30 protein-coding genes are annotated in these 25,657 nt (G+C 73.8%); 12 read left to right on the forward strand and 18 right to left on the reverse strand.

From position 1 onward, the window contains the following. Positions 1-130: 130 nt before the first annotated feature. Positions 131-3,268, forward strand: a complete 3,138-nt coding sequence (locus tag IRY44_RS13810) for a BTAD domain-containing putative transcriptional regulator (protein WP_194800804.1) — start codon at positions 131-133, stop codon at positions 3,266-3,268. Here the strand turns inward: IRY44_RS13810 and IRY44_RS13815 are convergent. Next, positions 3,252-3,998: an ABC transporter permease gene (locus IRY44_RS13815; protein WP_194800805.1), complete on the reverse strand. Its 747-nt coding sequence runs from the start codon at positions 3,996-3,998 to the stop codon at positions 3,252-3,254. The genes IRY44_RS13810 and IRY44_RS13815 overlap by 17 nt on opposite strands. Continuing rightward, entirely contained in the window at positions 3,995-4,936 is a 942-nt protein-coding gene (locus IRY44_RS13820; protein WP_194800806.1) for an ATP-binding cassette domain-containing protein, read from the reverse strand. Before IRY44_RS13820 ends, IRY44_RS13815 begins: the two co-directional genes overlap by 4 nt. A gap of 93 nt (positions 4,937-5,029) precedes the next feature. On the opposite strand from IRY44_RS13820, the gene IRY44_RS13825 reads away from it, so the two are divergent. The 3 genes from IRY44_RS13825 to IRY44_RS31270 all read left to right on the forward strand — a co-directional run bounded on the left by IRY44_RS13825 (position 5,030) and on the right by IRY44_RS31270 (position 7,787). Next, positions 5,030-5,602, forward strand: a complete 573-nt coding sequence (locus IRY44_RS13825) for a DUF4240 domain-containing protein (RefSeq protein ID WP_194800807.1) — start codon at positions 5,030-5,032, stop codon at positions 5,600-5,602. Positions 5,603-5,679: 77 nt separating this feature from the next. Then, the gene (locus IRY44_RS13830; RefSeq protein ID WP_194800808.1) at positions 5,680-6,765 is read left to right on the forward strand and encodes a DUF3800 domain-containing protein; all 1,086 of its coding nucleotides are present in this window, start codon (positions 5,680-5,682) and stop codon (positions 6,763-6,765) included. Beyond that, complete coding sequence (locus IRY44_RS31270) at positions 6,762-7,787, forward strand: BtrH N-terminal domain-containing protein (protein WP_194800809.1); 1,026 nt, start codon at positions 6,762-6,764, stop codon at positions 7,785-7,787. The genes IRY44_RS13830 and IRY44_RS31270 overlap by 4 nt, the downstream gene beginning before the upstream one ends. 3 nt (positions 7,788-7,790) lie before the next feature. Here the strand turns inward: IRY44_RS31270 and IRY44_RS13840 are convergent, their stop codons facing one another. Both IRY44_RS13840 and IRY44_RS13845 read right to left on the reverse strand, forming a co-directional pair. Continuing rightward, positions 7,791-8,216 carry a VOC family protein gene (locus IRY44_RS13840; RefSeq protein ID WP_194801038.1) on the reverse strand — a complete coding sequence of 142 codons (426 nt, stop codon included), beginning with the start codon at positions 8,214-8,216 and terminating at the stop codon, positions 7,791-7,793. Positions 8,217-8,261: 45 nt separating this feature from the next. Then, positions 8,262-11,534 (reverse strand): hypothetical protein, encoded by a 3,273-nt coding sequence (locus IRY44_RS13845; RefSeq protein WP_194800810.1) that lies wholly within the window; start codon positions 11,532-11,534, stop codon positions 8,262-8,264. A gap of 243 nt (positions 11,535-11,777) precedes the next feature. Here IRY44_RS13845 and IRY44_RS13850 point away from each other — a divergent pair, with 243 nt between their 5' ends. Then, entirely contained in the window at positions 11,778-12,671 is an 894-nt protein-coding gene (locus IRY44_RS13850) for a sulfotransferase domain-containing protein (protein ID WP_194800811.1), read from the forward strand. A 46-nt stretch (positions 12,672-12,717) separates the two neighbouring features. On the opposite strand, the gene IRY44_RS13855 is transcribed toward IRY44_RS13850, so the two are convergent. Beyond that, on the reverse strand, positions 12,718-13,182 hold the full coding sequence (locus IRY44_RS13855; protein WP_121683115.1) for a glyoxalase/bleomycin resistance/extradiol dioxygenase family protein: 465 nt from the start codon (positions 13,180-13,182) through the stop codon (positions 12,718-12,720). A gap of 151 nt (positions 13,183-13,333) precedes the next feature. On the opposite strand from IRY44_RS13855, the gene IRY44_RS13860 reads away from it, so the two are divergent. Continuing rightward, complete coding sequence (locus IRY44_RS13860; RefSeq protein WP_194800812.1) at positions 13,334-14,044, forward strand: helix-turn-helix domain-containing protein; 711 nt, start codon at positions 13,334-13,336, stop codon at positions 14,042-14,044. On the opposite strand, the gene IRY44_RS13865 is transcribed toward IRY44_RS13860, so the two are convergent. Beyond that, positions 14,026-14,604, reverse strand: coding sequence for a dihydrofolate reductase family protein (locus tag IRY44_RS13865; RefSeq protein WP_194800813.1), 579 nt, complete (start codon positions 14,602-14,604; stop codon positions 14,026-14,028). The two genes, IRY44_RS13860 and IRY44_RS13865, sit on opposite strands and share 19 nt — an antisense overlap. 54 nt (positions 14,605-14,658) lie before the next feature. Beyond that, positions 14,659-15,123 (reverse strand): rhodanese-like domain-containing protein, encoded by a 465-nt coding sequence (locus IRY44_RS13870; RefSeq protein ID WP_194800814.1) that lies wholly within the window; start codon positions 15,121-15,123, stop codon positions 14,659-14,661. A gap of 62 nt (positions 15,124-15,185) precedes the next feature. On the opposite strand from IRY44_RS13870, the gene ftrA reads away from it, so the two are divergent. Beyond that, positions 15,186-16,178, forward strand: a complete 993-nt coding sequence (gene ftrA / locus IRY44_RS13875) for a transcriptional regulator FtrA (protein ID WP_194800815.1) — start codon at positions 15,186-15,188, stop codon at positions 16,176-16,178. On the opposite strand, the gene IRY44_RS13880 is transcribed toward ftrA, so the two are convergent. From IRY44_RS13880 to IRY44_RS13900, 5 genes are all read right to left on the reverse strand, one after another. Further along, complete coding sequence (locus IRY44_RS13880) at positions 16,151-16,513, reverse strand: nuclear transport factor 2 family protein (protein ID WP_135239141.1); 363 nt, start codon at positions 16,511-16,513, stop codon at positions 16,151-16,153. The two genes, ftrA and IRY44_RS13880, sit on opposite strands and share 28 nt — an antisense overlap. Next, positions 16,491-16,967 carry an SRPBCC domain-containing protein gene (locus IRY44_RS13885; protein ID WP_194800816.1) on the reverse strand — a complete coding sequence of 159 codons (477 nt, stop codon included), beginning with the start codon at positions 16,965-16,967 and terminating at the stop codon, positions 16,491-16,493. Before IRY44_RS13885 ends, IRY44_RS13880 begins: the two co-directional genes overlap by 23 nt. Beyond that, positions 16,964-17,296: a helix-turn-helix transcriptional regulator gene (locus tag IRY44_RS13890; protein ID WP_194800817.1), complete on the reverse strand. Its 333-nt coding sequence runs from the start codon at positions 17,294-17,296 to the stop codon at positions 16,964-16,966. Before IRY44_RS13890 ends, IRY44_RS13885 begins: the two co-directional genes overlap by 4 nt. A gap of 62 nt (positions 17,297-17,358) precedes the next feature. Then, a complete protein-coding gene (locus IRY44_RS13895; protein ID WP_194800818.1) occupies positions 17,359-18,174 on the reverse strand; it encodes an NAD(P)-dependent oxidoreductase in 816 nt (271 codons plus the stop codon). Then, complete coding sequence (locus tag IRY44_RS13900) at positions 18,171-18,620, reverse strand: MarR family winged helix-turn-helix transcriptional regulator (protein ID WP_194800819.1); 450 nt, start codon at positions 18,618-18,620, stop codon at positions 18,171-18,173. The genes IRY44_RS13895 and IRY44_RS13900 overlap by 4 nt, the downstream gene beginning before the upstream one ends. Before the next feature lie 171 nt (positions 18,621-18,791). Between IRY44_RS13900 and IRY44_RS13905 the strand changes: the two genes are divergently transcribed. Then, on the forward strand, positions 18,792-19,544 hold the full coding sequence (locus IRY44_RS13905; protein ID WP_228532065.1) for a hypothetical protein: 753 nt from the start codon (positions 18,792-18,794) through the stop codon (positions 19,542-19,544). Between the two features lie 40 nt (positions 19,545-19,584). Here the strand turns inward: IRY44_RS13905 and IRY44_RS13910 are convergent, their stop codons facing one another. Further along, positions 19,585-20,010 carry an iron chaperone gene (locus IRY44_RS13910; RefSeq protein WP_194800820.1) on the reverse strand — a complete coding sequence of 142 codons (426 nt, stop codon included), beginning with the start codon at positions 20,008-20,010 and terminating at the stop codon, positions 19,585-19,587. A 144-nt stretch (positions 20,011-20,154) separates the two neighbouring features. Here IRY44_RS13910 and IRY44_RS13915 point away from each other — a divergent pair, with 144 nt between their 5' ends. Beyond that, a complete protein-coding gene (locus tag IRY44_RS13915) occupies positions 20,155-20,892 on the forward strand; it encodes a VOC family protein (RefSeq protein ID WP_194800821.1) in 738 nt (245 codons plus the stop codon). A 44-nt stretch (positions 20,893-20,936) separates the two neighbouring features. On the opposite strand, the gene IRY44_RS13920 is transcribed toward IRY44_RS13915, so the two are convergent. Beyond that, a complete protein-coding gene (locus IRY44_RS13920) occupies positions 20,937-21,299 on the reverse strand; it encodes an ADP-ribosylation/crystallin J1 (protein WP_194800822.1) in 363 nt (120 codons plus the stop codon). Positions 21,300-21,388: 89 nt separating this feature from the next. Here IRY44_RS13920 and IRY44_RS13925 point away from each other — a divergent pair, with 89 nt between their 5' ends. From IRY44_RS13925 to IRY44_RS13935, 3 genes are all read left to right on the forward strand, one after another. Beyond that, a complete protein-coding gene (locus IRY44_RS13925; protein WP_194800823.1) occupies positions 21,389-21,925 on the forward strand; it encodes a DinB family protein in 537 nt (178 codons plus the stop codon). An 83-nt stretch (positions 21,926-22,008) separates the two neighbouring features. Next, positions 22,009-22,623: a dihydrofolate reductase family protein gene (locus tag IRY44_RS13930; protein WP_194800824.1), complete on the forward strand. Its 615-nt coding sequence runs from the start codon at positions 22,009-22,011 to the stop codon at positions 22,621-22,623. Between the two features lie 47 nt (positions 22,624-22,670). Continuing rightward, a complete protein-coding gene (locus tag IRY44_RS13935; protein ID WP_194800825.1) occupies positions 22,671-23,564 on the forward strand; it encodes a hypothetical protein in 894 nt (297 codons plus the stop codon). A 2-nt stretch (positions 23,565-23,566) separates the two neighbouring features. Here IRY44_RS13935 and IRY44_RS13940 read toward each other — a convergent pair whose 3' ends face one another. Genes IRY44_RS13940 through IRY44_RS13955 form a run of 4 tightly spaced genes read right to left on the reverse strand, consistent with a single transcriptional unit; the run spans position 23,567 to position 25,656 of the window. After that, on the reverse strand, positions 23,567-24,103 hold the full coding sequence (locus IRY44_RS13940) for an SUKH-4 family immunity protein (RefSeq protein ID WP_194800826.1): 537 nt from the start codon (positions 24,101-24,103) through the stop codon (positions 23,567-23,569). Further along, a complete protein-coding gene (locus IRY44_RS13945; protein WP_194800827.1) occupies positions 24,100-24,645 on the reverse strand; it encodes an SUKH-4 family immunity protein in 546 nt (181 codons plus the stop codon). The genes IRY44_RS13940 and IRY44_RS13945 overlap by 4 nt, the downstream gene beginning before the upstream one ends. Next, complete coding sequence (locus IRY44_RS13950; protein WP_194800828.1) at positions 24,642-25,169, reverse strand: endonuclease; 528 nt, start codon at positions 25,167-25,169, stop codon at positions 24,642-24,644. Before IRY44_RS13950 ends, IRY44_RS13945 begins: the two co-directional genes overlap by 4 nt. After that, positions 25,162-25,656, reverse strand: a complete 495-nt coding sequence (locus IRY44_RS13955) for a hypothetical protein (protein WP_013285192.1) — start codon at positions 25,654-25,656, stop codon at positions 25,162-25,164. The genes IRY44_RS13950 and IRY44_RS13955 overlap by 8 nt, the downstream gene beginning before the upstream one ends. Between the last annotated feature and the right edge of the window lies 1 nt (position 25,657).

Consider the following 25,657-nt stretch of genomic DNA (forward strand, 5'->3'; position numbering starts at 1 on the left):
GCAATTTATCAGGATCGGTGTCGCGGAGCTGCCCCGTACGAGACCAGGCAGCGCCGGCACCTGCGACTGGCCACCTGACCGGCGGGGGCGGCGGACCGGGCCGGGTCGCCGGGCGTGGCAGGATCGGCGGGTGCAGATCGGGATGCTCGGGCCGTTCCAGGTCACCACGGACGCCGGTGTCCCGGCCGACGTGCCGGGCGCGCGGCTGCGCGGGCTGCTGGCCGCCCTCGCGCTCCAGCCCGGCCGGGTGGTCCCGAAGGCGACGCTCGTCGACTGGATCTGGGGCGAGCAGCCGCCCGCCGACGCCGCCAACGCGCTGCAACGCCTCGTCTCCCGGCTGCGCAAGGCGCTGCCGGCGGGCGCCGTCGACGGGCTGCCCGACGGCTACCGGCTCGCCGTCGAGCCCGACGCCGTCGACGCCGTACGGTTCGAGCGTCTCGTCCGCCGGGCCCGCGACGGCGACGGGCCGCAGCGGGTACGGCTGCTGCGCGAGGCGCTGGGCCTGTGGCGCGGCGACGCGCTGCGCGACATCGGCCTGTCCGACAGCCCGGCGCTGGACGCGGCGGCCACCCGGCTGGAACGGCTGCGCCTGACCGCCACCGAGGACCGGTACGACGCGGAGATCGGGCTCGGCCGGGAGGCCGACCTGATCCCCGAGCTGACCGACCTGGCGGCCGCCCATCCGGTGCGCGAACGGCTCGCCATGTCGCTGATGCGCGCGCTCGTCGCGGCCGGCCGGGACACCGAGGCGCTGATGGTCTACCAGCGCACCGCCGACGCGCTCGCCGACGCCCTCGGCGCCGATCCGTCGCCGGAGCTGTCGGCGCTGCACGTCGCGCTGCTGCGCGGCGAGACGGTACGCCGCGACGACACCCGCCGGACCAACCTGCGCGCCGAGCTGACCAGCTTCGTCGGCCGGGACGCCGACCTCGCCGCCGTCGGCGCGCTGGTGGCCGAACACCGGCTCACCACGCTCACCGGTCCGGGTGGCTCCGGCAAGACCAGGCTGGCCACCGAGACCGGGCGCAGGCTGACCGGCGACCTGCCGGACGGGGTGTGGCTGGTCGAGTTCGCCGCGATCAGCGCCGACGGGGACGTCGTGCAGGCGACGATCTCCGGGCTCGGCCTGCGCGACGCGCTGCTCGGCGACGCGGGCAGCGCGGAACCGGCCGATCGGCTCGTCGCGGCGATCCGGGACCGGGCGATGCTGCTGATCCTGGACAACTGCGAACACGTCGTCGAGGCGGCGGCGGCGCTGGCGCACCGGCTGCTCGGCGAGTGCCGGCGGCTGCGCATCCTGGCCACCAGCCGGGAACCGCTCGGCATCACCGGGGAGGCGTTGTGGCCGGTCGCGCCGCTGGGCCTGCCGGGCGGGGACGCCGCTGCCGCCGAGGTCGAGTCGTCGCCCGCCGTGCGCCTGCTGCGGGACCGGGCCGCCGCGGTACGCCGGGACCTCGTGTTCGACGCCCGTACCGCGACGACGATGGCGCGGATATGCCGCGCGCTCGACGGCATGCCGCTGGCGATCGAGCTGGCCGCGGCACGGCTGCGCACCATGTCCGTCGACCAGCTCGCCACCCGGCTCGACGACCGGTTCCGGCTGCTCACCGGCGGCAGCCGGACCGCCCTGCCCCGGCACCGGACGCTGCGCGCGATGGTCGACTGGAGCTGGGAACTGCTCACCGACGCCGAACGCGCGGTGCTGCGCCGGCTGTCGGTGTTCTCCGGCGGGGCGGGCCTGGACGCGGCCGAGCGGGTCTGCGGCGGCGGCGCCGTCGAGCCGGGCGACGTGCTCGACCTGCTCACCGCGCTGACCGAGAAGTCGCTGCTGGTCGCGGCGGGCGACGTCGCGCCGCGCTACCGCATGCTCGGCACGATCAAGGAGTACGCCGCGCAGCGGCTCGCCGAGGCGGAGGAGGAGGACACCACGCGCCGCGCGCACCTGGCGTACTTCACCGCGCTGGCCGAGGCGGCGCAGCCGCGGCTGCGGCGCGCCGACCAGCTCACCTGGCTCGCCCGGCTCGAAGCCGAGCACGACAACATCACCGCCGCGATGCGCGGGGCGCTCGCCGCCGGTGAGGGGGCCGAGGCGATGCGGCTCGCGGCCGGCGGCGGCTGGTACTGGTGGCTCGGCGGCCACCGCAGCGAGGGCATGGAGCTGATCATCGCGGCCACCGAGGCGCCGGGCGACGTGCCCGACGACATCCGCGCCGTGGTGTACGGACTCGTGGTGCTTTTCCTCACTTCCGGGCCGGGCGACGCGCAGCATGCGTCGGAGTGGATCCACAAGGCGTACCGGCTGGGCGCGGAGGGCCGCGGCACCTACCCGGAGATGGCCCTGGTCGTGCCGCTGGAGCGGATGCTGCGGGAGCCGGACGCGCTGCTGCCCGCCTGGGAGTCGCTGCTCGACCACGAGGACCCGTGGGTATGCGCGCTGGCCCGGCTGCATCTGGGCAAGCTGCGGGTCATCCTCGGCGTCGAGGCGCCGCAGGCGGAGGCGTGCCTGCGGCAGGCGCTCGCCGAGTTCCGGGCGATCGGGGAACGCTTCGGGATCTCGTTCGCGCTCAGCGAGCTGGCCGAGCTGACCGCCGTACGCGGTGACGTCGCCGCCGCCTGCGACTACTACGAGCAGGCCGTCGCGGCGGTGACCGAGGTCGGCGCCGTCGAGGACGTGATCCGGATACGGGCGCGGCTGGCGTGGCTGTACCGGCTGGACGGCGACGAGGCGGCGAGCGCCGCCGCAGTGGCCGAGGCGCAGCGGCTCGCCGCAGGGGTCGCCTGGCCGGGCGCGCTGGCCGAGCTGGCGCTGACGAAGGCGTACCTGGCCCGCCACGACGGCGACGCGGACGAGGCGTACGCGCAGCTGCGGTCGGTGTCGGCGCTGCTCGGCGACGAGGCGAACCTGGCGGGCGTCCGGGCCGGCATCGAGGATCTGCTGGGCTACCTGACCGACGACGTCGAGCAGTCCCGTACCCATCGGGCGGCGGCGTGCCGGGCGGCGCGCGAGGGTGGCTACGCGCCCCTGACCGCCCAGGTGCTCGTCGGCGTCGCGGACCTGGCGGTGCGGCTCGACCGGCCGGACCAGGCGGCGCGGCTGCTCGGCGCCGCCACCGCGGTACGCGGGCTGCCCGACCGCGCTCACCCCGACGTGCCCCGGATCGAGGCGGCAGCGCGCGACCGCCTCGGCGACGCGGGGTTCGCCGAGGCGGTCGCACAGGGCCGGGAGACCGGCTGGGAGCGGCTGGTCGAGGTCACGCTCGCTTCGTGAACGTGGACCGCGCCCACAGGTAGCCGACCACCGCGATGCCGGCGCACCAGGCGAGCGCGGGGATCAGGTCGCCGGCCGACGGCGCGCCCTCGAGGAGGCCGCGCAGGGTCTCGATGATCGGCGTGAACGGCTGGTACTCGGCGAACTGCCGCAGTCCCGGCCCCATCTTGTCGGCGGGCACGATCGCGCTGCTGAAGAACGGCAGCAGGACCAGCGGCACGGAGGCCATGCCCGCCGACTCCGGCGACTTGGCGAACAGGCCCAGCGCGACGGTGAACCAGCTGACCGCGACGCTGAGCAGCACCACCACGCCGGCCACGCCGAGCCAGTGCAGGGGCTCGGCGGCCGGGCGGAAGCCGAGCAGGAACGCCACGCCGACCAGGGCCGCTACCGCGAGGACGTTCGTCAGCACGGTGGCGACGACGTGGCCGGTCAGCACCGCGCCCCGGGAGACGTGCATGACCTTGAACCGGTTGATGATGCCCCTGGTCATGTCCGAGTTCACCGACGTCGCGGTGCCGCCGAGGCCGTAGCAGACCGCCAGCAGCATCAGGCCCGGCGTCGCGTAGTCGACGTAGTCGACGCCGACGGAGAACGCGTCGCCGAGCATGTACACGAACATCAGCATCACGATGATCGGCATCAGCACGGCGTTGAACACCGAGGTCGGGTTGCGGCGCAGGTGCGTCAGGTTGCGGCGCAGCATGACGACCGAGTGGTTGCGGCTCATTTGGCGGCCACCTCCGGGGTACGGCCCGTCAGGGCCAGGAAGACGTCGTCGAGGTCGGGGGTCTGCACGGACAGGTCGTCGGCGCTGATCGCGTGCGCGTCGAGCCGGTCGAGCAGGGCGCGCAACGAGGCGGTTCCGCCGTCGGTGGGCACGCGCAGCGCCAGCGCCTCCTCGTCGCGTTCCGCCTCGGGCAGCACCAGCGCCGCCGCGTCGAGTTCGGCGCCGGTGCCGAACCGCAACCGCACGTGCGTGCCGGGGATCCGGCGCTTCAGCTCCTCCGGCGTGCCCTGGGCGACCAGCCGGCCCTGGTCGAGCACCGCGATCCGGTCGGCCAGGCGGTCGGCCTCGTCGAGGTACTGGGTGGTGAGGAAGACCGTCACGCCGCCTGCGACCAGCTCCCTGATGATCGACCACATGGTGCGCCGGCTGCGCGGGTCCAGCCCGGTCGTCGGCTCGTCCAGGAAGATGATCCGCGGCTCGCCGACCAGCGTCATCGCCAGGTCCAGCTTGCGGCGCATGCCCCCGGAGTACGTCGACACGAGCTTGTCGGCGGCCTCGACCAGGTCGAACCGTTCCAGCAGCTCGGCGACGACCCGCTTGCCGGGCACCCGGTCGCGCGGGCCGAGGTCGACCATCAGTTGCAGGTTCTCCCGCCCGGTGAGCAGTTCGTCCACCGCCGCGAACTGCCCGGTCACGCCGATCGCCGCGCGGACCGCCTTGGCCTCGGTGGCCACGTCGTGCCCGGCGACCCGCACCGACCCGCCGTCGGCGCGGATCAGGGTGGTCAGGATGTTCACGGTCGTGGTCTTGCCGGCCCCGTTCGGGCCGAGCAGGGAGAAGATCGTCCCGGCGGGGACGTCCAGGTCGATGCCGTCGAGCACCACCCGGTCCTTGTACGCCTTGCGCAGCCCGGAGACCGCTATCGCTGAACTCGTCATGCGACCACCATCCGCGGCCGTACCGCCACCGCCCTGACACGGCGCTGACACGGGCGCTGACAGCTTGTCGGTGGGGCGGCGTACGGTCCCGCCGTGGATCGGGAGACGTTCTGGGACATCGTGGAGCGGGCGCGTCGCGCCGCGGGACGCGAGACGGTCACCGCCGAGGGGGCCGACGTCGTGGCCCGGCACCTGGTGGCGGAGCTGTCGGCGCTGAGTCCGGCGGCGATCGTGGGCTTCGAGCAGGCGTACGACGACGTGACGTCGGAGGGATGGCGCTGGGATCTGTGGGCGGCCGCCTACCTGATGCGCGGCGGCTGCTCGGACGACGGGTTCGACTACTTCCGGGGCTGGCTGGTGGCACAGGGGCGGACGGTCTGGGAGCGGGCCGTCGCCGACCCCGACTCCCTCGCCGGGGCCGGTGTCGACCCGGACGACGACGCGGTCGAGTGCGAGGCGGTGCTGAGCGCGGCGGGCGACGCGTACGCCGAGGCGACCGGCGCCGGCACCGACGCGTTCTGGGAGGCGCTCGACGCCGCCGACCGCGCTGCTCCCCCCGGCCCGGCGCCGGCCGACCCGGCCGGTGAGGACTTCGACTTCGACGACGACGAGCAGATGCGCGCCCGGCTGCCGCGCCTGACCGCGATCTACCAGCCGGTGGAATGACGCGTCACGGCCCGCCGCCGGCCCGATCCGGGTTAACCGCTGGTCCACCGCGGGCCGGGTGGGCGAGCATGGTCGGCATGGCCGGGTCGACGGGTGCGAGGCTGCCGCTCCAGGGCGGGCTGCCACCCGACGTGGCGCTGACCGGCGCGGTGCGGGAGATCGCCTGCGACGAGTCCGGCTTCTCCGGCACCAACCTGCTCGACCCGGCCACCCCGGTGATCGTCCACGCCGGCGTCGACCTGAGCCGCGACGAGGCGGCCGAGCTGATCCGTACGCTGCGGTCCGGGTTCCGGTTCTCGCCCGACGAGGTCAAGTCCCGGCAGTTCCTGCGCCGCCGCGAAGCCGCCGAGGCGGTGCAGTGGTTCCTGTCCGCGCTACGCGGGCGGGCGCACGTGCACCTGGTCGACAAGGAGTTCTTCCTCGCCACCCGGGTCGTCGACCTGCTGCTGGCCGAGCCGTCGTACGCGGCGGGCACCCGGCTGTCCGGTGACCGGCGTCCGGCCGCGGCGGCGCTGCACCGGGCCGGGCGGGCGGCCGGACCCGGCTGGACGGCCTTCCTCGCCGCCGTGGTCGAGATGCTGCGGACCAAGCGGCGGGACCGGGCCGACGACCGGAGCGTCGAGCGGTTCTTCGCGGCGCGGGACGCGCTGCGGCGCCACGTCGGCGACGCGCAGGCCGGCGCGGTCCTCGACGCGCTCGACCCGGCCCGCGTGGCAGCCGTGCAGGCCCGGTTGTACGCGGGTGACCGGACGATCCCGCCGCCGCTGGAGCCGCTGCTGCCGGCGCTGGCCGAGACCGTCCTGCACTGGAGCGGCGGCGGCCGGTGGCGGGTGCTGGTGATTCACGACGAGCAGAGCGCCCTCACCGAGGACCGGCTGCGCCGCCTCCAGGCGGCACTGGCCGCGGGCGATCCGGCCGGCCCGTCGCCGCTGGCCGGGCTGGTGATGGCCGACTCGCGCGACGACCCGCGCGTCCAGGCCGCCGACCTGCTCGCCGGGGTGGCCCGCCGGATGCCCGGCGTCCCCGGCGACGGGCCGCTGCGCCCGCTGCTGTCCCCGGCCCCCGGCCACGACCCGGGCGCCGTCGTCGCGACGCACGAAGCGGGCGCCGCAGCCGTGGCGCACGACCCGAACGCCGTGACGGCGGAACAGGAGCCGTCGTGATCCTCGACGACGTGACGCCGACCGGCGGGGTGCACTGCGAGACCACCACGCTCGGGGTGCTGACGCGGCACGCCGGCCTGGACCTCTCCGAGCCGATGCTGTTCGGCCTCGGCGAAGGGCTCGGCTTCGTCTACTGGGACGCCAAGAGCATGGACGTGCCGTTCCTCGGCGGGCGCACCAAGCCGCTGTGCGTGACCCGGGCCGCCGCCGGCCGCCTCGGTCTGGACCTGCGCGTCCGCGAGACGACGTCGGCGGCCAAGGCGTGGCGGAACGTCACCGACGCACTGGACGCCGGTCAGCCGGTCGGCCTGCAACTCGACTCGTACCACCTGGACTACTTCACCACCAGGGTCCACTTCGGCGGGCACACGGTCGCGATGTACGGCTACGACGACACCCACGCCCACCTGGTCGACACCGCCCAGCAGGGCGGCGCGGTGAGCACCACGCTGGACAGCCTGGCCCGGGCCCGCGCCGCGCGTGGGCCGATGACCGCGCGCCACCTGTCGTACACGCTCACCGCTCCCGGCGGCCCGCCGGACCTGGACGCCGCCGTCCGCGCGGCGGTACGCGCCAACGCCGAGGCGTTCCTCGACCCGCCGATCGCCAACCTCGGCCACCGGGGGATCGCCACCGCCGCCGCCCGGGTGACCCGCTGGCTGGAGCGCGCCGCCGACCCGGCCCGCGACCTGCCGCCCGCCGCGACGCTGATGGAACGCGGGGGCACCGGCGGCGCGCTGTTCCGCGCCCTGTACCGGGACTTCCTCGCCGAGGCCGCCGCCGTCACCGGCGACGCGCGGGTGCGCCGGGCACAGCTCATGTACGCCGACATCGCGCCGCTCTGGACCGCCGTCGCCGACCACATCGCCGCCGCCGGGCGGACCGCCGTCGCCGACCACATCGCCGCCGCCGGGCGGACCGGCGACGCCGTCCACCTGACCCGCGCGTCGGCGGTCCTGGCCGACCTGGCCGTCCGCGAACGCGAGGCGATGACGGTGCTGGCGGCGGTCGACGCGCGGTAGGCGTCAGCTCAGCTGCTCGGCCAGCGCAACGATGACGCCCGCCGGGCCGCGCAGGTAGCACAGCCGGTAGACGTCGCCGTAGTCCGCCACCTCGCCGATCAGCTCGCCGCCGTGGGCCCGCAGGCGGGCCACCGTGTCGTCGACGTCGTCCACGGCGAACATGACCGACCGCAGGCCGAGCGTGTTCGGCGGCGCGTCCGCCGGGTCGGCGGCGACGAGCGCCGGCGCCCGGAACCGCGTCAGTTCGAGCTTGCCGTGGCCGTCCGGGGTGCGCATCATCGCGATGTCGACCCGCACGCCGTCGATGCCGTTGACCCGGTCCACCCAGGCCCCCTCGACCGGCATCTCGCCCTCCACCTCCATCCCGAGTTCGGTGAAGAAGGCGATCGCGGCCGGCAGGTCGTCCACCACGACGCTGACGTGGTCCATCCGCTGAAGCGTCACGTTCCGAGCATAGGGCGACGCCCGGCCCGGTCAGCTCATGTCGAGCGTGTACGCGCCCTCCCGCACGTCGGCGTCCGGGTGACGGCGCAACCCGGTCAGCAGGTCCCGCCACGGGGTCTTCCAGCCGAACTCCGACCCGTGCGCCACGAGCGTCACCGCGAACAGCCCGCCGGCCAGGTCGCCGCGCCCGGCGAGGTGGGCCACGGTGCCGGCCAGCGCGGCCGGATCGGGCCGCCGCCGCATGGTGAGCAGGCGCGCGCCGACGCGTTGCGCGGTGCGTACCGCTACCACGGGCCGGCCGGCGCAGAGCGCGGCGACCTCGTCCAGGTCGTCGAGGCGGCCGAGGTCGACGAGCAGCCCGGTGGCCGTACCCAGGAAGGTGTCCCGGCCGGCGAGCCACCGCGCCGCCTCGACCAGCCCGGCCCGGTCGGCGCTCGCGGGGCGTTCCTCGGACCACAGGGCCGCGCCTTCCGCGAGCGACTCGACGCGCCGCCGGGCCGGCCGGTCGGTCACCGGGCCGCCCGGGTCGCCGTCGGCCGCGTCCCGCTCCACCAGCCGGGTCAGGGCGGCCCGGAACGCCGCGTCGCCACCGGCCCGCAGCAGGTTCGCCACCCCGATGCCCGGCGTCGTCTCGTCCGGGTCGGTGAGCCGGTCCACGACCAGGTCGGTGACGCCGGTCAGCCACGGCGACCACTCGCCGAGCGCGTCGAACGCGGCGCGGCGGACCTCCCGGTCGTCGGCCCGGCACGCCGTCGCGATCAGGCCCGCGTAGGCGCGGCGGTGGCGCTCCGAGATCCCCGACGGGTACGCGCCGAGCACCGCCCGGCGCTCCTCGCGGCCGGCGTGCACCGCCGCGCGCAGCACGGCCCAGGTCGCCTCGGTGCCCAGCCGCTGCCGGGCGGCGGAGACGATCGCCGCGCGGACGTCGCGGTGCGTGCCCGGATCGGCGTACGCCTCGCCGAGCGCCGCCATCACGTCCACCTGCGCGTAGCGGGCCAGGAGCCGGGCGGCCTCCTTGCGGCTGGTGACCTTCGCGGCACCGGTCAGCACCCCGCCCAGCAACTCGGCCAGCCGGGCCGGCGGGACGTACCGGGCGGCCCGTCCGGCGGCGTACAGCGCGACGCGTGCCCGGTCGCCGTCGGCGTACCGTAGCAGCAGCGGGAACGCCTCGTCCGGCCGGTCGGTCCAGACCAGCGCGCCGAGCGCCGCCTCGGCCACCGGCACCTCGGACGCGTCGACGTGGCGCAGCACCAGCTCGCGTCCGGCCGAACCGGCCCCGGCGGCGGCCCGGATCGCCGCCGCCCGCTGCCACACCCGGTGACCGGAGTCGGCGATGACGCGGGCCTGCAGCGCGACGAAACGGTCCTGGTGGCGGGGGAGCCACCACTGCGCCCGCGGCGCCGGGCCGGGCACCCACCGCTTCCCGTTCTCCACGAACCGGCCGTGCGGCGGCCGGTTCAGCACCCGGTCGAGCAGGTCGGTGCGCGACGTGCAGACGATCGCCCACACCTCGTGGATCGCGATCGCCGACGCGTCGACGTCGAGCACCTCGGCGACGCGCCGCGAGCGGGTACGCGGATCGTCGAGCCAGAGGCCGACCGCGGTACGGGCCACTGTGGGCAGGGAGTCCGGCCCGATCGCCCGGCGCAGCAGGTCCTGCAGCTCCGGCAGCCGCCACGCCCGCCGGCCGAGCGCGTGGGTGAACGCGAACAGCAGCCCGTACCGGCCGCGCGCCATGCCCGCCTCGATCCGGCCGCGCAGCCGGTCGAACACGACCCGCTCCTGGCCGTGCCGCAGCACCGTGTCGAGCCGGCGCAGCACCGGCACGTTCGCGTCACTGCTCGCCGCGTCGATCGTGCGCAGTGCCCACTCGACCAGCTCCGGCACGTCCACGTGAAGCGTGAGGACGTCGACGGCGAGCCGGCTCAACGCCGTGGTGGTGGTCGCCGAGGTGTCCCGCGCGTCGACCGCGTCGGTGGTGAGCCCGGTCAGCCCGCCCGCGCTCGTGGCGGTGAGCAGTGGCGCCACGGTGGCCAGCGCGGTGAGCGCGGCCGCGCGTACCGGGTCCTGCTCGTTACGCAGCCGGCCGAGCCGGACCACCACCTGGGCCACCGTCCGCGGGTCGCGGGAGCGGCGCGCGGCCGCCACCAGCAGCCGCCAGCCGTCCGCGCGTTCCTCCGCGTCGCCCGAGCGCAGCGCCGCGCTCGCCGACGCGGACGCCTCCGGCCACGGCAGGTACGCGCTCCAGAACCGCACCTGCTCCTCGCGCTCGCGCACGGCCGGGAGGGTCAGCACGCGGGTCGCCTCGCGCGCCCGCACCGGGGCCGGCAACACCTCCATCACCGCGGTGCCCGGCAGCAGCGCGGTGGTGTCGGTGTCGGCAAGCGCCCCGTCGTACAGCTCGGCGCGGCGGCTCGGCGCCACGGCGCGCAGCAACGCGGCGAGCGCCCGGTCGTGGTCCCGCAGCCGGGCGGCGAGCGGGATCAGCTCACCCGTGGGCAGCGCGGCGAGGCGGCCCAGCAGCGCCCGGGGCGGCACGATCCGGGCCAGCCAGGCCGCGCGGCCGGGCGACGTCAGCAGGCGTACGACCCGGCGCGCGTCGTGTGCGGCGAGCCGCCCGTACGCGACGAGCGGGCCGGGCAGCGACTCCTCGGGCGCGTATGCGTCGAGCAGGTCCAGCGCCCGCGCCGGATCGCCGCCCAGCACCGCGCCGGCGGCCTCCGCCCAGATCCGCCCGCGTGACTCCGGTGGGGCCACGGCCATCCGTTCACCGGTGCGCGCCAGCACGATGTCGGAGTGCGATCGCATCAGCCGTTCCGGGTGCAGCGCGTGCTCCAGGTCGGGCAGCCACGCCCGTACCGTCTCGGGGCCGCACGCCGGCAGCAACGCGGCGGCCTCGTGGTCACCGAACCGCTCGCGTACCCCGATGATCAGCGCGTCGGCGACGGCCGGCACCGGGTTGCGGCGCAGCGCCGGGTAGACGCGCCGCCGCGCGCCGGCCGGCCGGTCGGTCAGGTCGGCGGGCGTTACGCCGGCCCGCACGGCGGCGGTCAGCGCGGTGGCGGCGATCGAGGGTTCCGGGTCGAACGTCGCGGCCCGGACGGCCGCGGTGTCCCGGGTCGCCAGCGCGGCGAGCAGCGCGAGACGCCGCTCGTAGGGCCCGTGCCGGCGCAGGTCGGCGCAGACCTGCGCCCGGTCGGGCGCGGTGCGTGCCCACGCCACGAGGCGTCGCGTCCGGTCGCGGTGGGGCAGCGGGTCGAGGGCGGCGAGCAGGTCGCGGGTGGCGGTGGGCACGGGGCTCATTGTGCCGGTGCGCGGGTCGCCGCGGGTGCCCGTCGCGCCTATTCCGCAATTCCTATGGAAATTGTAGATTTTCAGCGTTCTCCCAGCCGCCCGGGATTGACATCAATCGGACCGTCGGGGATATTCCTAGCGGCGCGTCGGGGCGCGGGGCGGAGCAGGCGAGGTCTGCGGACTTCACCTGCGTGACGTGCGGAAAGGTGTTCGTGCTGCCCCTGCTCCGCGGGGTCCGGATGAGGTTGGGAAATGATTAATCGGGCCGTCGAATTCGCCAAGCACAATTCGCCGAATTCTCTGCGGGTCAAGGCCCGGCGGGCGCAGATGGAAGCGCGCAACGCCCGTATGCGACTCACCGTTCCGGTGGTGGCCCACAGCGAGTTCGACAACATCTTCCACTGCACCGTCCGCAAGACCGGCAGTCAGTGGATCAAGGCGCTGTTCAGCGACCCGGCCGTCTACCGCCACTGCGGGATGCTGCCCTACGACCCGCGCTTCTACGCCGGCGGGGCGACCGCGCCGGTGCCGGCCGGCCGCATCGGCCTGGCGATCTTCCTCTCCCACAAGCGGTTCGAGGCGGTGCCCAAGGCCGGCGGCTACCGCGCGTTCTTCGTGATCCGCGACCCGCGCGACGTGGTCGTGTCCAGCTACTTCTCGCTGCGCAACTCGCACGCCCCGATGGGCGACATCCCGCAGGCACGCAAGGCCCTCCAGGAACTGCCGAAGAAGGAGGGCATGCTCTACGTCATCGACCGCCTGCGCGACAAGAAGCAGTTCGGGCAGATGCGCTCCTGGGCCGTCGCGCCGAGCGACGAGACGTTCCGGCTGTTCCGCTACGAGGACCTGACCGGCGAGCGGCAGGCCGACGAGGTCGACCAGCTCCTGCGGCACTGCGGGATCACGCTGCCGCCGGCCGAGCTGGAGGCGCTGCTGGCGCGCTACAGCTTCACCAAGATGAAGAAGTCGAAGGAGACCCCCGGACGGATCTCCCACTACCGCAAGGGCGCGTCCGGCGACTGGCGCAACCACTTCGACGACGACATCTACGCCGCGTACACGAAGGCGGCCGGTGACCTCGCGGAAATCCTCGGCTACCCCGCCCGGGACGACGAGCGAAACGGGCAGGAATCCGCCGCACGGTAGAGCGGTGACGGCGGTACGGTGTTCGTCCCGCTCGGAAGGGGACGCATCACGAGCCTGCCTGCCCGAACCACAGATCGTGGACAGACTGCAAGCCGTCGTGCGTCGAGTCGGTCACTCGGAAGAACTTCCACGCATAGCCGAAGGGGTCCTCGAACTCGACGTACCTCTCTCCCCACGGTGCGTTCGCCGGACCGGCACTGATGACGCAGCCGGCAGCTTCACACCGCAGGGCGGCTTCGTCGATGTCGTCTACCTCGAGCCCGATGACAACGCCGAGCCCGCGCGGGCCGGTCTTCGTCTGACGTTCCCGGGCGCTGTCCGGGAACGGGATGCCAACCAGCGCGTCGACCAGCAACTGCAACGGACCCCGCCGGAGGATTGCCATGGCGAGACCACCATCAGCGCCAGGCACCGTGCCCACCGGGACGAAACCAAAACTCTGATACAACGTCGAGGCCGCCGTTACGTCATTGACCCGCAGCGCGACCCGTACCGGTGGCTCGTCGGTCATCCCGCGACGGTAGCGATTCGGCACACTGCGCGCAACGCTCACCCAACCGGTCCATTCCACCTCCGTATCTCGACGGTCCTTTCCGGAACGCGAAGGATCGTGCGAGGCGGTGAGCGAATGATCCCCACCTGGGCCGCCGTATGCTCCTGCCGTGGAGCTGCGGTTCACCACCCGGACGTCCGACTCGGACTGGATCGACACCGTGTGGACCTGCACCAGCGATCGGGTCGACGAGATGACGTCGGTGGCGACCCCGTGCTGGGGACTCGTGTTCTGGCAGCGCGACGGGCGCTCGTACGCGGCCGTCTCCGGCCCCGAGACCGCGACCGGCACCGCGCCGGTGCCCGAGGGCGCCACGTTCGTCGGCATCGAGTTCGCGGTGGGCACCTCGCTGCGGCTCGTACCCACGCCCGCGCTTGTGGGCGGCGGCGCCGAGCTGCCCGACGTGGGCCGCCGGACGTTCCGCCTCGACGGCGGCCGGTGGCCCACGCCCGGCCCGGACGACGCCGAGGCCCTGGTGGAACGGCTGATCCGTGCCGGCGTGGTGGTCCGCGACCCGCTCGTCACCGAGACGCTGCGTGGCGGCCGTCCACCGGCGTCACCGCGAACCCTCGAACGCCGGTTCCGGGCGGCGACCGGGCTGACCCGGGGCGCGGTACGGCAGATCGACCGCGCGCGCCGCGCCGCCGTGCTGCTGGCCGCGGGCGGCCCGCCCGCCGACGCGGTCACCACCTTCGGGTACGTGGACGAACCGCACCTGGCCCGCGCGCTGCGCCGGTACGTCGGACGGACGGCCGGTGAGCTGCGCGCGGGCGCCGGTGGGGCGATAGCGCTGGACCCGGCTCAGCGGGTCACGTCGTAGATCAGCTTGACGACGCCGTTGGGGTAGGCGGCCGAGTCGCGCAGACGCAGCGTCTGCCGGTCCCGGTCCGCCTGGGTGAACAGGCCCTTGCCGGCGCCGAGCAGCACCGGGAAGACGAGCAGGTGGTACCGCTCGATCAGGTCCGCCTCGGCGAGACGGCGGGCGAGCTCCGCGCTGCCGTGGATGAAGACGTCGCCGCCGTCGCCCTGCTTGAGCGCGGCCACGTCGGCGGTGGAGCGCAGGATCGTCAGCGGTCCCCAGCCGTCGATCAGCGCGTCGTCGGGCAGGGTGGAGGACACCACGTACTTGGGCAGGTCCCGGTAGGCGGCGTGGTCGTCGGAGTCGCGCCAGGTCGGCGCGAACGCCTCGTAGCTGCGCCGGCCGAACATCAGCGCCGTGGTCTGTGCCAGCTCCTCGCCCTTGAGCGAGAACGCCTCGGGCAGGAACTCGATGTCCTTGACGACCCAGCCGCCGCTGCGGTGGTCCTCACCCGGGCCGCCGCCGGGGGAGTCCACGACGCCGTCGAGCGACATGAATCCGGTGTAGACGAGATCACGCATGCGGCAATGCTAGGAACGGCAGCCACCTGCCGTCTTGTACGGAACCGACACGACTCAGCAGCCGCACGACGCGCCGGCCGGGGCGGTGAGGTCGTCGGCGGGGCGCCGGACCAGCCCCGCCTCGGTGCGTACCGGGAAGCCCTCCCGCACCCAGTACTCGTACCCGCCGATCATCTCCTTGACCGGGCGGCCGAGCCGGGCGAACTCCAGCGCCGCGCGGGTGGCGCCGTTGCAGCCCGGCCCCCAGCAGTAGGTGACCACCGTGGCGTCCGGCGGGACCAGCTCGCCCGCCCGCGCGGCGACCTCGGCGGTGGGCAGGTGCACGGCGCCGGGGATGTGCCCCTGCCGCCACGCCGGAAGGGAGCGCGAGTCGACCACGACCAGGCCGGGGACGCCCGCCTCCAGGTCGGCGTGCACGTCGCTCACGTCGGCCTCGAACGAGAGGCGGGCCGCGAAGTGGGCGAGGGCGTCGGCGGGGCGGGCGGCGGGAATGCGCAGGACGTTCGACATGGCACCCATCGTGGTGGCCGCCGTCCGGCCGCTCCAGTGGCGCGAGCGACGCCCTTCGCTAAGATCCCGCCATGAGCCCCGCCACCGTGTCGGTGCTGGCGTACGAGGGCATGTCGGTGTTCGAGACCGGCATCGTCACCGAGGTCTTCGGCCTGCCCCGCCCGGAGTTCGACGTCGGCTGGTACGAGCTGACCGTCTGCGCGGAGACCCCCGGCGCGGTACGGCTGGTCGGCGGCGCCACCCTGCACACCGACCACGGCCTCGACGCGTTTGCCGCCGCCGGCACGCTGATCGTGCCGGGCGTCGCCGACGTGCACGCCGACCCGTCACCCGCGCTCACCGACGCGCTCAGCGCGGCCCACCGGCGCGGCGCCCGGATCGTGTCGATCTGCTCGGGCGCGTTCGTCCTGGCCGGCGCGGGACTGCTCGACGGCCGCCGCGCCACCACCCACTGGCGGTACGCCGACCTGCTCGCCCGGCGCCACCCGGCGGTCCGCGTCGACCCGGACGTGCTCTACGTCGACGACGGGGACATTCTCACCAGCGCGGGCAGCGCGGCCGGCCTCGACCTCTGCGTCCACCTGGTACGCCGCGACCACGGCCCGACGATCGCCAACGCGGTCGCCCGCCGGCTGGTCGTACCGCCGCACCGCGAGGGCGGCCAGGCGCAGTTCATCGAGGCGCCGGTGCCGAGCGACCCGGAGGACGACCGGCTCGCGGCGAGCATGGCCTGGGCGCTGGCGAACCTGAACACCCCGATCACCGTCGACCGGCTGGCGCGGCGGGCGCACATGTCGGCGCGTACCTACCTGCGGCACTTCGCGCGGGCCACCGGCACCACCCCGATCCGCTGGCTGATCGACCGGCGCGTCCAGGCCAGCCTGCCGCTGCTGGAGACGACCACCGCGCCGATCGAGGAGGTCGCCGCGGCGGTGGGGTTCGAGACGGCGGTGACGTTCCGGCACCACTTCGCCGCCGCGATGCGGACCTCGCCGTCGGCGTACCGCCGGGCCTTCACCGGGGCGTCAGGCGGTGCTCACGCGCCAGGCAGCGGGACGACGTAGGAGTCGACGCGGGCGATCAGCCCGTCCCGGAACGTGAACAGGTCGTTGAAGGCGAACCGGAACGGCCCGTGCTCGACGCTGACGCCCCGGCCCTCGCCGGTCACCACGACGACCGGCCCGTCCTCGTGCACGCGTTCGACGTCGAGCCGCGGGCTGCCGGTGAACGCCGGGTTCTCGATCTCGCCGTCGAACTCCGCCCGGCCCCGGGTGGTGCGGTGGCCGTGGATGACCCACTCGACGTCGTCGGTGAGCGTGGCGAGGATGCGTTCGTGGTCGCTCGCCCGGAAGCCGTCGAAGTATTCGGCGACCAGGTCACGCTGGGTTGCTCGGGTCACTGGTGTCTCCATCGTCGTGGTGTCGGAGGTGGGCGGCGAGGGCGTCGAGGATCGAGGCGAGCCCGTCGGCCGCCTGGTCGCTGCGCAACTCGGGCGGAAGTCTGCGCTGGTGCACGGTGAGGTCGGTGCCGTACCCGGCGGGCCGCAGCGTGACGGTGGTGCGCAGGCCGGTGACCGGCTCGTCGAACACCAGCTCACGCGGCTCGTCGACGCTCACGTAGACGAACCGCAGGCGCCCGGTCCGGCCGTCCGGGGCGCGCGTGTCCAGCGCGAACCCGCCGCCCGGTCGCAGGTCGACAGTCACCGAGCCAGGCGGCACCGTGGCGTGCGAGCCGCCCCAGAACGCGGCGATGCCGGACGGTGAGGTGAAGGCCTCCCACACCCGGTCCGGCGCGGCGGGCAGGTGGCGCCGCGCGATCAGTTCGTCGCCGTGCCGTTCGGTACGGGCCGTCACCGGGTCGCCTCCGGATCGGAGAGGTGCGTCTCCAGCGCGTCGAGACGGTCGTCCCAGGCGCGCCGCTGCTCGTCGATCCACGTACTCAGCCGGGCGAGCCGGTCGACGCGCAGCCGGCACGGCCGCCGCGTACCCTCCCGGCGCTGCTCGACCAGGCCGCACCGGCGCAGCACACCGACGTGGTGGGAGATGGCCTGCGGCGTCAGGTCGAACGGCTCACCCAGCTCGCCCACTGTGGCCTCACCCCGGGCGAGGCGGGTCACCAGGGCGCGGCGGACCGGGTCGCCGAGGGCGGCGAAGGCGAGATCGAGGTCCGGATCGGAGCGCATGCCCTCACGCTACCGCAAACACAAGTTTGCGCAAACGATCCTTTGTTGATGCTGGCGCCGGGTCAGAGCGCGCCGCTGCGGACAGCCTCGTAGATGGTGCTGATCGTCGGTGTGAAGCCGAGGCTGCGGGCGAGGCTGATGTCCATCTGCCCCCGCCACGGCTGACTGAGCGGTTCGGCGGAGGAGCCGTAGGAGTAGCCGACGAGCTGGGACATCTCGTAGATGCTCAGGGGTGACTCGTCGGCGATGTTGACGGTGCGGTTGTCGAAGGCGCCCGTGAGGGCCAGTGCGAACGCCGTGGCGATGTCGGCGTGGTGGCAGACGCTCAGTCTCTGTGCCGGGTGCCACCCCATGCCGGCCGCGAGTTCGGGCAACGATTCGAGGTGCCCGTCCCGGTCTCCGTAGATGAAGGGAAGCCGCAGGATGCCCCAGGTGAGCCCGCTGGCACGAAGCAGTTGCTCGGCTTCGATCTTGCTGGCGGGGTAGGCGAGCGTCGGCGCGACGGGGTCGTCCTCACGCCCGGGGTGCGTGCTCCCGGAACCGTAGACGTTGGAGGTGCTGGCCAGCAGGAACCGGGCCTTCGGCGCGTGCTTCTCAACGGCGTCGATGAGATTGCGGGTGCCGTCCCGGTTGACGGCCCAGATCTGATCGTCGTCGCGGGTGCGGAAGACAGCGGCCAGGTGGATGACCGCAGTGACGGCTTCCACGGCTGCCGGCAGGGATTCGGGGCTGAGGACGTCACCCTCGACGCGCCGTACGCCTTCGGGCACTGCTTTTCCGGGACGGGCGAGGGCGCGGCACTCGACACCCGCCGTGGTGAGCCGCCCGAGCAGGCGGGAGCCGACGAGGCCCGTTCCGCCGGTCACGAGAACGGTCATGATCCGTGCTCCTTCCGGTAGTCGATGAGTCGTCTGGTCGCGCCGCTGAGGACCCGGTTCATGGTCTCGATGTCCGCGGGGTCGACTCCGCCGAAGGCGACTTCCGCGATCAACGCCATCGGATCGGGGAGCGAGTGCCACAGGTTCACGCCGGCCGGCGTGATGTGCAGCTGCTTCTGACGCTGGTCGTCCGGGTCGGGCACCTGTTCGATCAGGCCTTTGCGGACGAGCGCTGCGATGACCGCGCTGAGGGTCGCCCGTTCGACCTCGAGTTCGCGGGTGAGGGTGCGCTGGCCGACCGGCCGGCCCTCACTCAGCCGGTACAACACGTACCACTGGGTGTTCCCGAGATCGTAGGGGCGCAGCACGGACTCCATGAGGGCCCGGCTGGCGAGGAAGTACTTCTTCGCCCAGACACCCGGAGCGTCCAGCTCGTAGGCGTTCATATCGTTAGGCACCTGACAACATTGTCAGGCGCCTAACGGTATGTCAAGAGGTGGCCGCGCGCCGGAACGCGGCGGGGTGTCCGGCAGTTGGGTGAGCAGGGGACGGGCGCGCCGTTTCGGGCGGCGTGACATCGGGAACGTCGTCGGGACGGGCACGGGACGGAGGCCGACATGAGGACACCGAGTCGCCGTAGGCGGATGCTTGGCGTACCCCTGCTCGTCACCGCGCTGCTGGCCGGCGCGTGCGGCGACGGCGGTGGGAACGACGGCGGTGGGAACGACGGCGGTGCCGCTGGCACGAGCGCGACCTCGGCGACCACCCCCGCGACGCCGGAGACGTCGCAGTCGTCCGGCGGGCCCGTGACGATCCCGACGTCCGCCTTCGTCGACCTGCCGCCGGAACTGCGCAAGGCCGCCGCCCAGCCGACCGACGCCGCCGACGCGCTGCCCGAGCTGTGCGACAAGGAGTTCCGCAGCGGCGGGCGGTCGGTCACCGCGAGCGCCGCGATGATGAGCACCTACAAACTGCCGAAGGACCCGCCGGAGAACGTCCCCTACGGCACGCTGCACCAGACCGTCTTCGCGTTCGAGGGCACCGGCGCCGCCGACTACCTGCGCCGGGTGCGCGGGGCGGTGGCGGACTGCCGGTCGTTCCAGGCCTCGGGCGGCACCGTCACCGTCGTGTCCCGGCCGATGGCCGGGACCGGGGACGAGGCCCTGCTGGTCACGGTGAGCCGGCCCGCTACCGGCCTGGACGGCAGCCCGGCCCAGGGCCGGAGCACCAGCCAGATCCTCGTGATCCGGGTCGCCGACGCGGTGACTGTCGTGCACGACCAGGGCTGGGAGGGCACCAGCATCGACCCCGGCCTGGCCGACGACATCGCCCGGGCCGCGGTCCGCGGCCTCGACTCCTGGCAGCGCTGACGTCGCCGGCCGCGCCCGCCTGGCCGCGCCGCCGGCACGGTCAGGACACGGCGGCACGCACCAGCTCGGCGAGCTTCTTCTCCACCTCCGGGCTCCACCGCACCAGCGCGAACGACGCCGGCCACATGTCGCCGTCGTCGAGGTTCGCCGCCTCCTGGAAGCCCACTGTCGAGTAGCGGTACTTGAACTTCCCCGCGTCCTGGAAGAACACGACGATCTTGCCGGCGGCGTTCGCGTACGCGGGCATGCCGTACCAGGTCTTCGCCGACAGGTCCGGGGCGGCGGCGGTGATCGTGGCGTGTACGCGCTCGGCCAGCTTCCGGTCCTCCGGCGCCATCTGCGCGATCCGGTCGAGCACCGCCTGGAGGTCGTCGGCCTTCTTCGCGCCCTTCTTGCCCTCGGCGCGCAGCTCGGCCGCGCGCTCCTTCATCGCGGCGCGTTCCTCGGCGCTGAACCCGTCGGACATCTCGATCCCCCCTCGTGACTCGCGGTCCGCGTGGTGCCGACCGCCTGATGACAACGCTATGGCGCGGCGGTGACGGCGCGCTTCTCGATTCCTGATCACCTGCCGGGACCACGGCGACCCGGCGCGGCACCTACCATCGCCGCCATGGCAACCCGGTTCGTACAGATCAACATGAAGGCCCACGACGAGGTGGCGCTCGGCGATTTCTGGGCGAAGGTGCTCGGCTGGGGGATCTCCAGCGAGGCCCCCGGCGTGACGAACCTCGAACCCGAGGACCTCACCTACCCGGACCCCCGCGCCCTCTACATCGATCTCGTCGTCTCCTCCGAACCGAAGACGGCGAAGAACCGCGTCCACGTCGACCTCGCGACCACCTCGGCTGCGCACCACGCGGAGCTGGTCGCGCGCCTGACCGCGCTCGGCGCCACCCCCGCCGACATCGGCCAGGGCGACGTGCCGTGGAGGGTCCTGGCGGACCCGGAGGGCAACGAGTTCTGCGTACGGGAGCCGAACCCGCGGCACGCGGACACCGGGCCGATCGCCGAGGTGGTGGTCGACTGCGCCGACCCGCGGGGCATGGCCGGCTTCTGGAGCCGGGCCACCGACTGGACCGTGCACGAGGTGACCGACCGGCAGGCGATGCTGCGCTCCGCGAAGGGCGTCGGGCCGTACCTGCGGTTCGCCCGCACCGCCGACGCGAAGACCGGGTGGAACCGCGTGCACCTCGACGTCCGCCCGTACCCGTCGGACGACCTGGACGCCGAAACCGCCCGCCTGCGGTCCCTCGGCGCCACCGCCGCCGACGTGGGCGGGGCCGACATCCACTGGCGGGTGCTCGTCGACCCGGAGGGCAACGAGTTCTGCGTCCTCACCCCGGGCTGACCGGCCTCGGCGCCGGGCGCGCGGACGCGCCCGCCCGGCGCCGGTCAGGCCGGCCGATTCTCCGCCCGGAACTCGTGGACCACCTCGATCGGCCCGACGATGTGCCGGTTGAAATCGTCCAGTTCCTCGGCCGGCACCCACAGCTCCAGGATGTCCCGGCCACCCACCTGCCGGACCGGGTAGCGGGCGGCGAACGCCCGCTCGACGTGGAAGCGCGTCACGTAGCCGGCGCCCGACGCCGGCACGTTCCAGTCCCGGGCGATCATGACGGCGTACTGCTCGTTGAGCACCGGATAGAAGATCGGCTGGTCCGGCAGCCGCGGCGGCCAGGCCCGCCAGCCGGAGGCGCGGACGAGGTCGAGCTCCCGTGGACCGGTCGGGCGCCACAGCGTTGTCGTCTCCGTCATCGCGTACCCCTCTCGCGTCTCGTCCCGGCACGGTACCGGCGGACCGCCGCCGCCCCCCACGGATTTCGCCCGCTGCCTATGCTTCGGCGATGGGTGACGCGACCACCGAGACCGAGGCCGAGGCGCTGCTGGCCGTCCTGGAGCGCAACCGGCGGACCTTCGCGTGGAAGACCGACGGGCTCGACGAGACGGGCCTGCGCGCGGTCACCGCCGCCAGCACCATGACGCTCGGCGGCCTGATCGCGCACATGGCCCTGGTCGAGGCGGACTGGCTGGCGGTGAAGCTGGCCGGTCAGGGCTACGGATCGCCGTGGGACGGCGTCGACTTCGACGCCGAGCCCGACTGGGACTGGCGTTTCGGCGCCCAGGCGGCGCCGGACGACGTGTACGCGCTGTGGCGGGCGGCGGTGCGGCGGTCTCGCGGGCTGGTCGACGCCGTCGTCGCCGAGCGCGGACTGGCCGGGCCGTCGTCGTTCACCTGGCCGGACGGCCGCACCCCCACCGTCCGCGCGATGCTCCTCGACATGATCGAGGAGTACGCCCGGCACACCGGCCACGCGGACCTGCTCCGGGAGGCGGTCGACGGGCGCGTGGGCGAGGGCGCGCCACCGGATTTCTCGTTCTGATCCCGGGTGACGTCGTCGCGGGCCGATGAGTTTGACACGGTGCGGCGGTCAACCCGTCGAACCCACTGCGAAGGAGCACCGCGATGGCCACTGTCATCTCCACGCTGTTCATCTCGGCCGACGGTGTCGCCGAGATCGACCCCGACTGGCACTTCCCGTACTTCGACGAGAACATGGGCCGGGCCGTCACCGAGGACTACGACACCTCCGACGTGCTGCTGATCGGCCGGGAGACGTACGACAGCTTCGCCGGCGCCTGGCCGGACCGGGAGGCAGCCGGCGGTGAGGACGCGCCGTTCGCCAAGCAGCTCGGCGACATGCGCAAGGTCGTCGTCTCGCGCCAGCCGCTGGAGTTCTCCTGGCGCAACTCCGAGCTGACCCAGGGTGACCTGGTGGACGCCGTGCGCGCGCTCAAGGCCGACGCCGGCATCAAGGGCATCCTCATCCCCGGCTCGATCTCGGTGGTGCAGCAACTGCTCGCCGCGGGCCTGGTGGACGAGCTGCGGCTGCTGGTGCACCCGGTCGCCGCCCGCAAGGGCCGCCGGCTGTTCGACGAGGGCGACGCGCCGTACCACCTGCGGGTGGCCGCGACCGAGGTGTACCCGACCGGCGTGATCCGGGTGATCTACACCCCGGCCCCGGCGCCGGGCGCGGTCGGCTACGACGACGTCAAGGAGCAGGTGCCGGCCGGCAGCTGACGATCACGGGGCCGCGGCGGGCCAGTGTGTCGTGAAAGGATCCGCCGGTGCGTCGCGCTTCGCTTCTGCTGACCCTCGCGGCGCTGTCCGCCGTCGCCCACGTCGTCGGCGTCCTGGTGGCCGCCCCGCTCTGGCGCGGCGCCGAGGTGCTGAGCCTGGCGCTGCTGCTCGGCTACGCCGTCGCCGCCGGGCTGCCGGCCCCGCGCTGGGTGGTGCCGGTGGCGCTCGTACCGCTGATCGTGGACGCGGTCCGCACCATGCCGGCCGAGCCGGGCGCCGGGGACGCCGCCTGGTTGGTGTACGGCGGCCCCGGCAGCGGCTTCGACGTCACGGCCGGCTTCGACGCGGCGCTCGCCGGCAGCTGGGCGACGCTTGTCGCGGTGGCGGTGCTGCTGCTCGCGTTCCGGGGCCGTGGACGACGCCGGCACCTGATCGCCGCCGCGGTCGCCGCCGCGCCCGTCGTCGGGTACGCGGCCGTCCGGGTCGCCGACATCGGCGCCGCAGCCGCCGCCGTCACCCCGGGCCTGGAGATCCGCACCGAGACCACGCTGACCCGGGTGGACGGCCCCGGCCACGACCAGGTCGACGTCGTGCCCGCGCTCGTCCTCGCGGTGCTGCCGCCGCTGGCGCTCGCACTCGCCGCGCTGGCGCTCGCCGCGCTGCTGGCCGGGCGGGGCCGGCGGCTCGCCGCGACCGGGGCGGCACTGCTGGCGGTGCTCGCGCTGCCGCTGCTCGACGCGGCGCTGGCCGCGGTGCCGCATCCGTTGGACGCCGACGGCACCGCGCTGTTCGCCTGGTCCGCCATCACACCCACCGCGGCGATGCCGCAGCCGGTGGCGGCGCTGACGGCGGCGGTGGAGCTGGCCGCGTACCTGCTGCTCGTCGCCGGGCTGGCCCGCTCGCACCGTGCGGCGGTGCCCGCACCGGCGGCGGCCGGGTGACGTCAGGCGGTCGACTCCAGCTCGTCGAAGGCCATGTTCCACCACGACTCCGGATCCGCGAACGCGACCGGGTCGACCGGGCGCAGGTCGTCGCGGATCGCCGCCGCGCGTGCGGCCCGCTCCCGCCCGCCCGGGTCGGTGGCGATGAGCTGTCCGAGCCGGTAGAGGAACTCCACGAACGCGGCGAACGTGCTGTTCACCGTCTCCAGGTTCGGTGTCTCCAGGTCCAGCAGGATCACCGCGCCGGTGCCCGCGTCCAGGCAGAACAGCAGCGCCGGGTCCTCCGGGGAGGCGCCCAGCACGACGTACGGGCGGGGGCCCTGGTCGCCCAGCTCGATCGACAGCGTGGAGAACAGCTCCACGTCGGGGACCGAGACGTCGACAGTGAACAGGATCGGCACCTCGACCGGCAGCGCCCCGTCGGGCGGGAACACCTCCGGCCCGAGCGGCCCGAGGACCGCGTCGAAGCGCTGATCGGGGAAGTAGATGACGCCCCGCTCACCCCAGAGGGCGGTGAGCTGCTCCCGGGTGACGGTCACGGCTGCGCCTCGTCCTCGTCGACCTCGTCCGCCTCGTCGAGCAGGCCCTGCCGGTCGAGGAACGCGTACCACCCGTCGTCGTCGGTGACCAGCTCGGCATAGCCGGGGCCGAGCACGTAGTAGTGCACGAACGAGTCGAGGTCGGGCGCCAGCTCCTCGAACGCGTCGCCCATGAACCACTCGGTGCCGGTCGGCGGGAAGTACCACACCGCGCCGGTCGCCCGCTCCAGGAAGATCGGCTCGTCGCTGCGCGTGCCGACGACCAGCCAGCCGGTCTTGTCCTGCGGGACGGGGGAGAAGCCGGGCGCGTAGTCGAGGAAGTACTGCACCCCGGCGAGCCGGCCGGTCGAGGCCAGCTCGAACGCCCCGGCCCGCAGGCCGTCGGCGGCGAGCAGCAGATCACGCAGTCCGGCCGGCAGCTCCGCCGGCACGTCACCGTCGTCGGCGGGCGCGCCGATCTGCGCGTACGCGAGACTCGCCGGCTCGTCCGCGGCCAGGTCGGCGCGGAGTTCGTCGAGAAGCTGCGCGAGATCGGAAGTCAATCCACTACCTCTATTCGGATCGGGGTTCCGTCCGGCAGATTCTGGATCTGCCCCCAGATCTGGGAGCCGATGTCCGTGTTGGTTCTACCATGCAGCAGCTTGAGGTTGTCGACGGTGTCCGGCCCGCCGAGCTGCAGTTCCCACACGTGGTCGGGATGGTAGTCGCTGAGCCGTTGACTGAGCCGGTTGGCGAGGTCCTTGTCGTGCGGCCAGTACTTGTCCCAGATCTTCTGCCGGATCCGGTCCTTGTAGCCGTCGGTGATGCTCTTGTCGCGCTGCACCGGGTTGGTGGCCTTGTAGAGCTTGCCGTCGTCGCTGAGCTTCTTCAGCGCGGCCATCTTTCGCCGGAACTGGGCGGTGGCATGGAAGTCGCGGCGCTCCACCCGGACCACCTTGGTGGGCAGGCTCCGGTTCGGTCCGGTGACCCGGACGATCGGCTTCTCCAGCTTCTCGACCGCCTTGCGGACGATCTTGCCGGCGGCCGGTTTCGCGGCGGCGCCCCGGCCGCGCCTCGGGCTAGGCATCGAGCAGTCTCCCGATGACCTGGTCGATGAGCGCGCCGACGATCTCCCGGGTGATGATCTGGAAGATCGGGATCTCGGCCAGCGAGGCGCCGAACGTGACCACGGCGGTGGCGATCGCCTGGGCTACCTGGAACGCGAGGATGGCGAGCTGCACGATCACGGCGATCTTCAGCGCCAGCACGATCGCCGCGCAGATGATCAGCCCGGCGCCGAGCAGCATCGCCGCGGGCATGCTGTCGTGCAGCACGAGCGGCCCGTTCTGCTCGCCGCCCCACCACTTTTGGAACGCCGCGATCGCCGGGCCGACGTTCTGCGTCCACACCTGCGCGGCGGCCGCGTCCGCCTCGCCGGCTGCCGCCCCGATCCGGCCGCCGAACTCGAGCCACGCCTGGCCCATCTCGAAGAGCTTCTCCTCGTCGGCGGCCGGCCAGGTGTAGCCGATCCAGCCGAGCGCGGTGACCAGCTCACCGGGTAGTTGCAGTCCCACG

It is taken from the genome of Micromonospora sp. ANENR4 (assembly GCF_015354395.1).
Taxonomy (GTDB): domain Bacteria; phylum Actinomycetota; class Actinomycetes; order Mycobacteriales; family Micromonosporaceae; genus Micromonospora; species Micromonospora aurantiaca.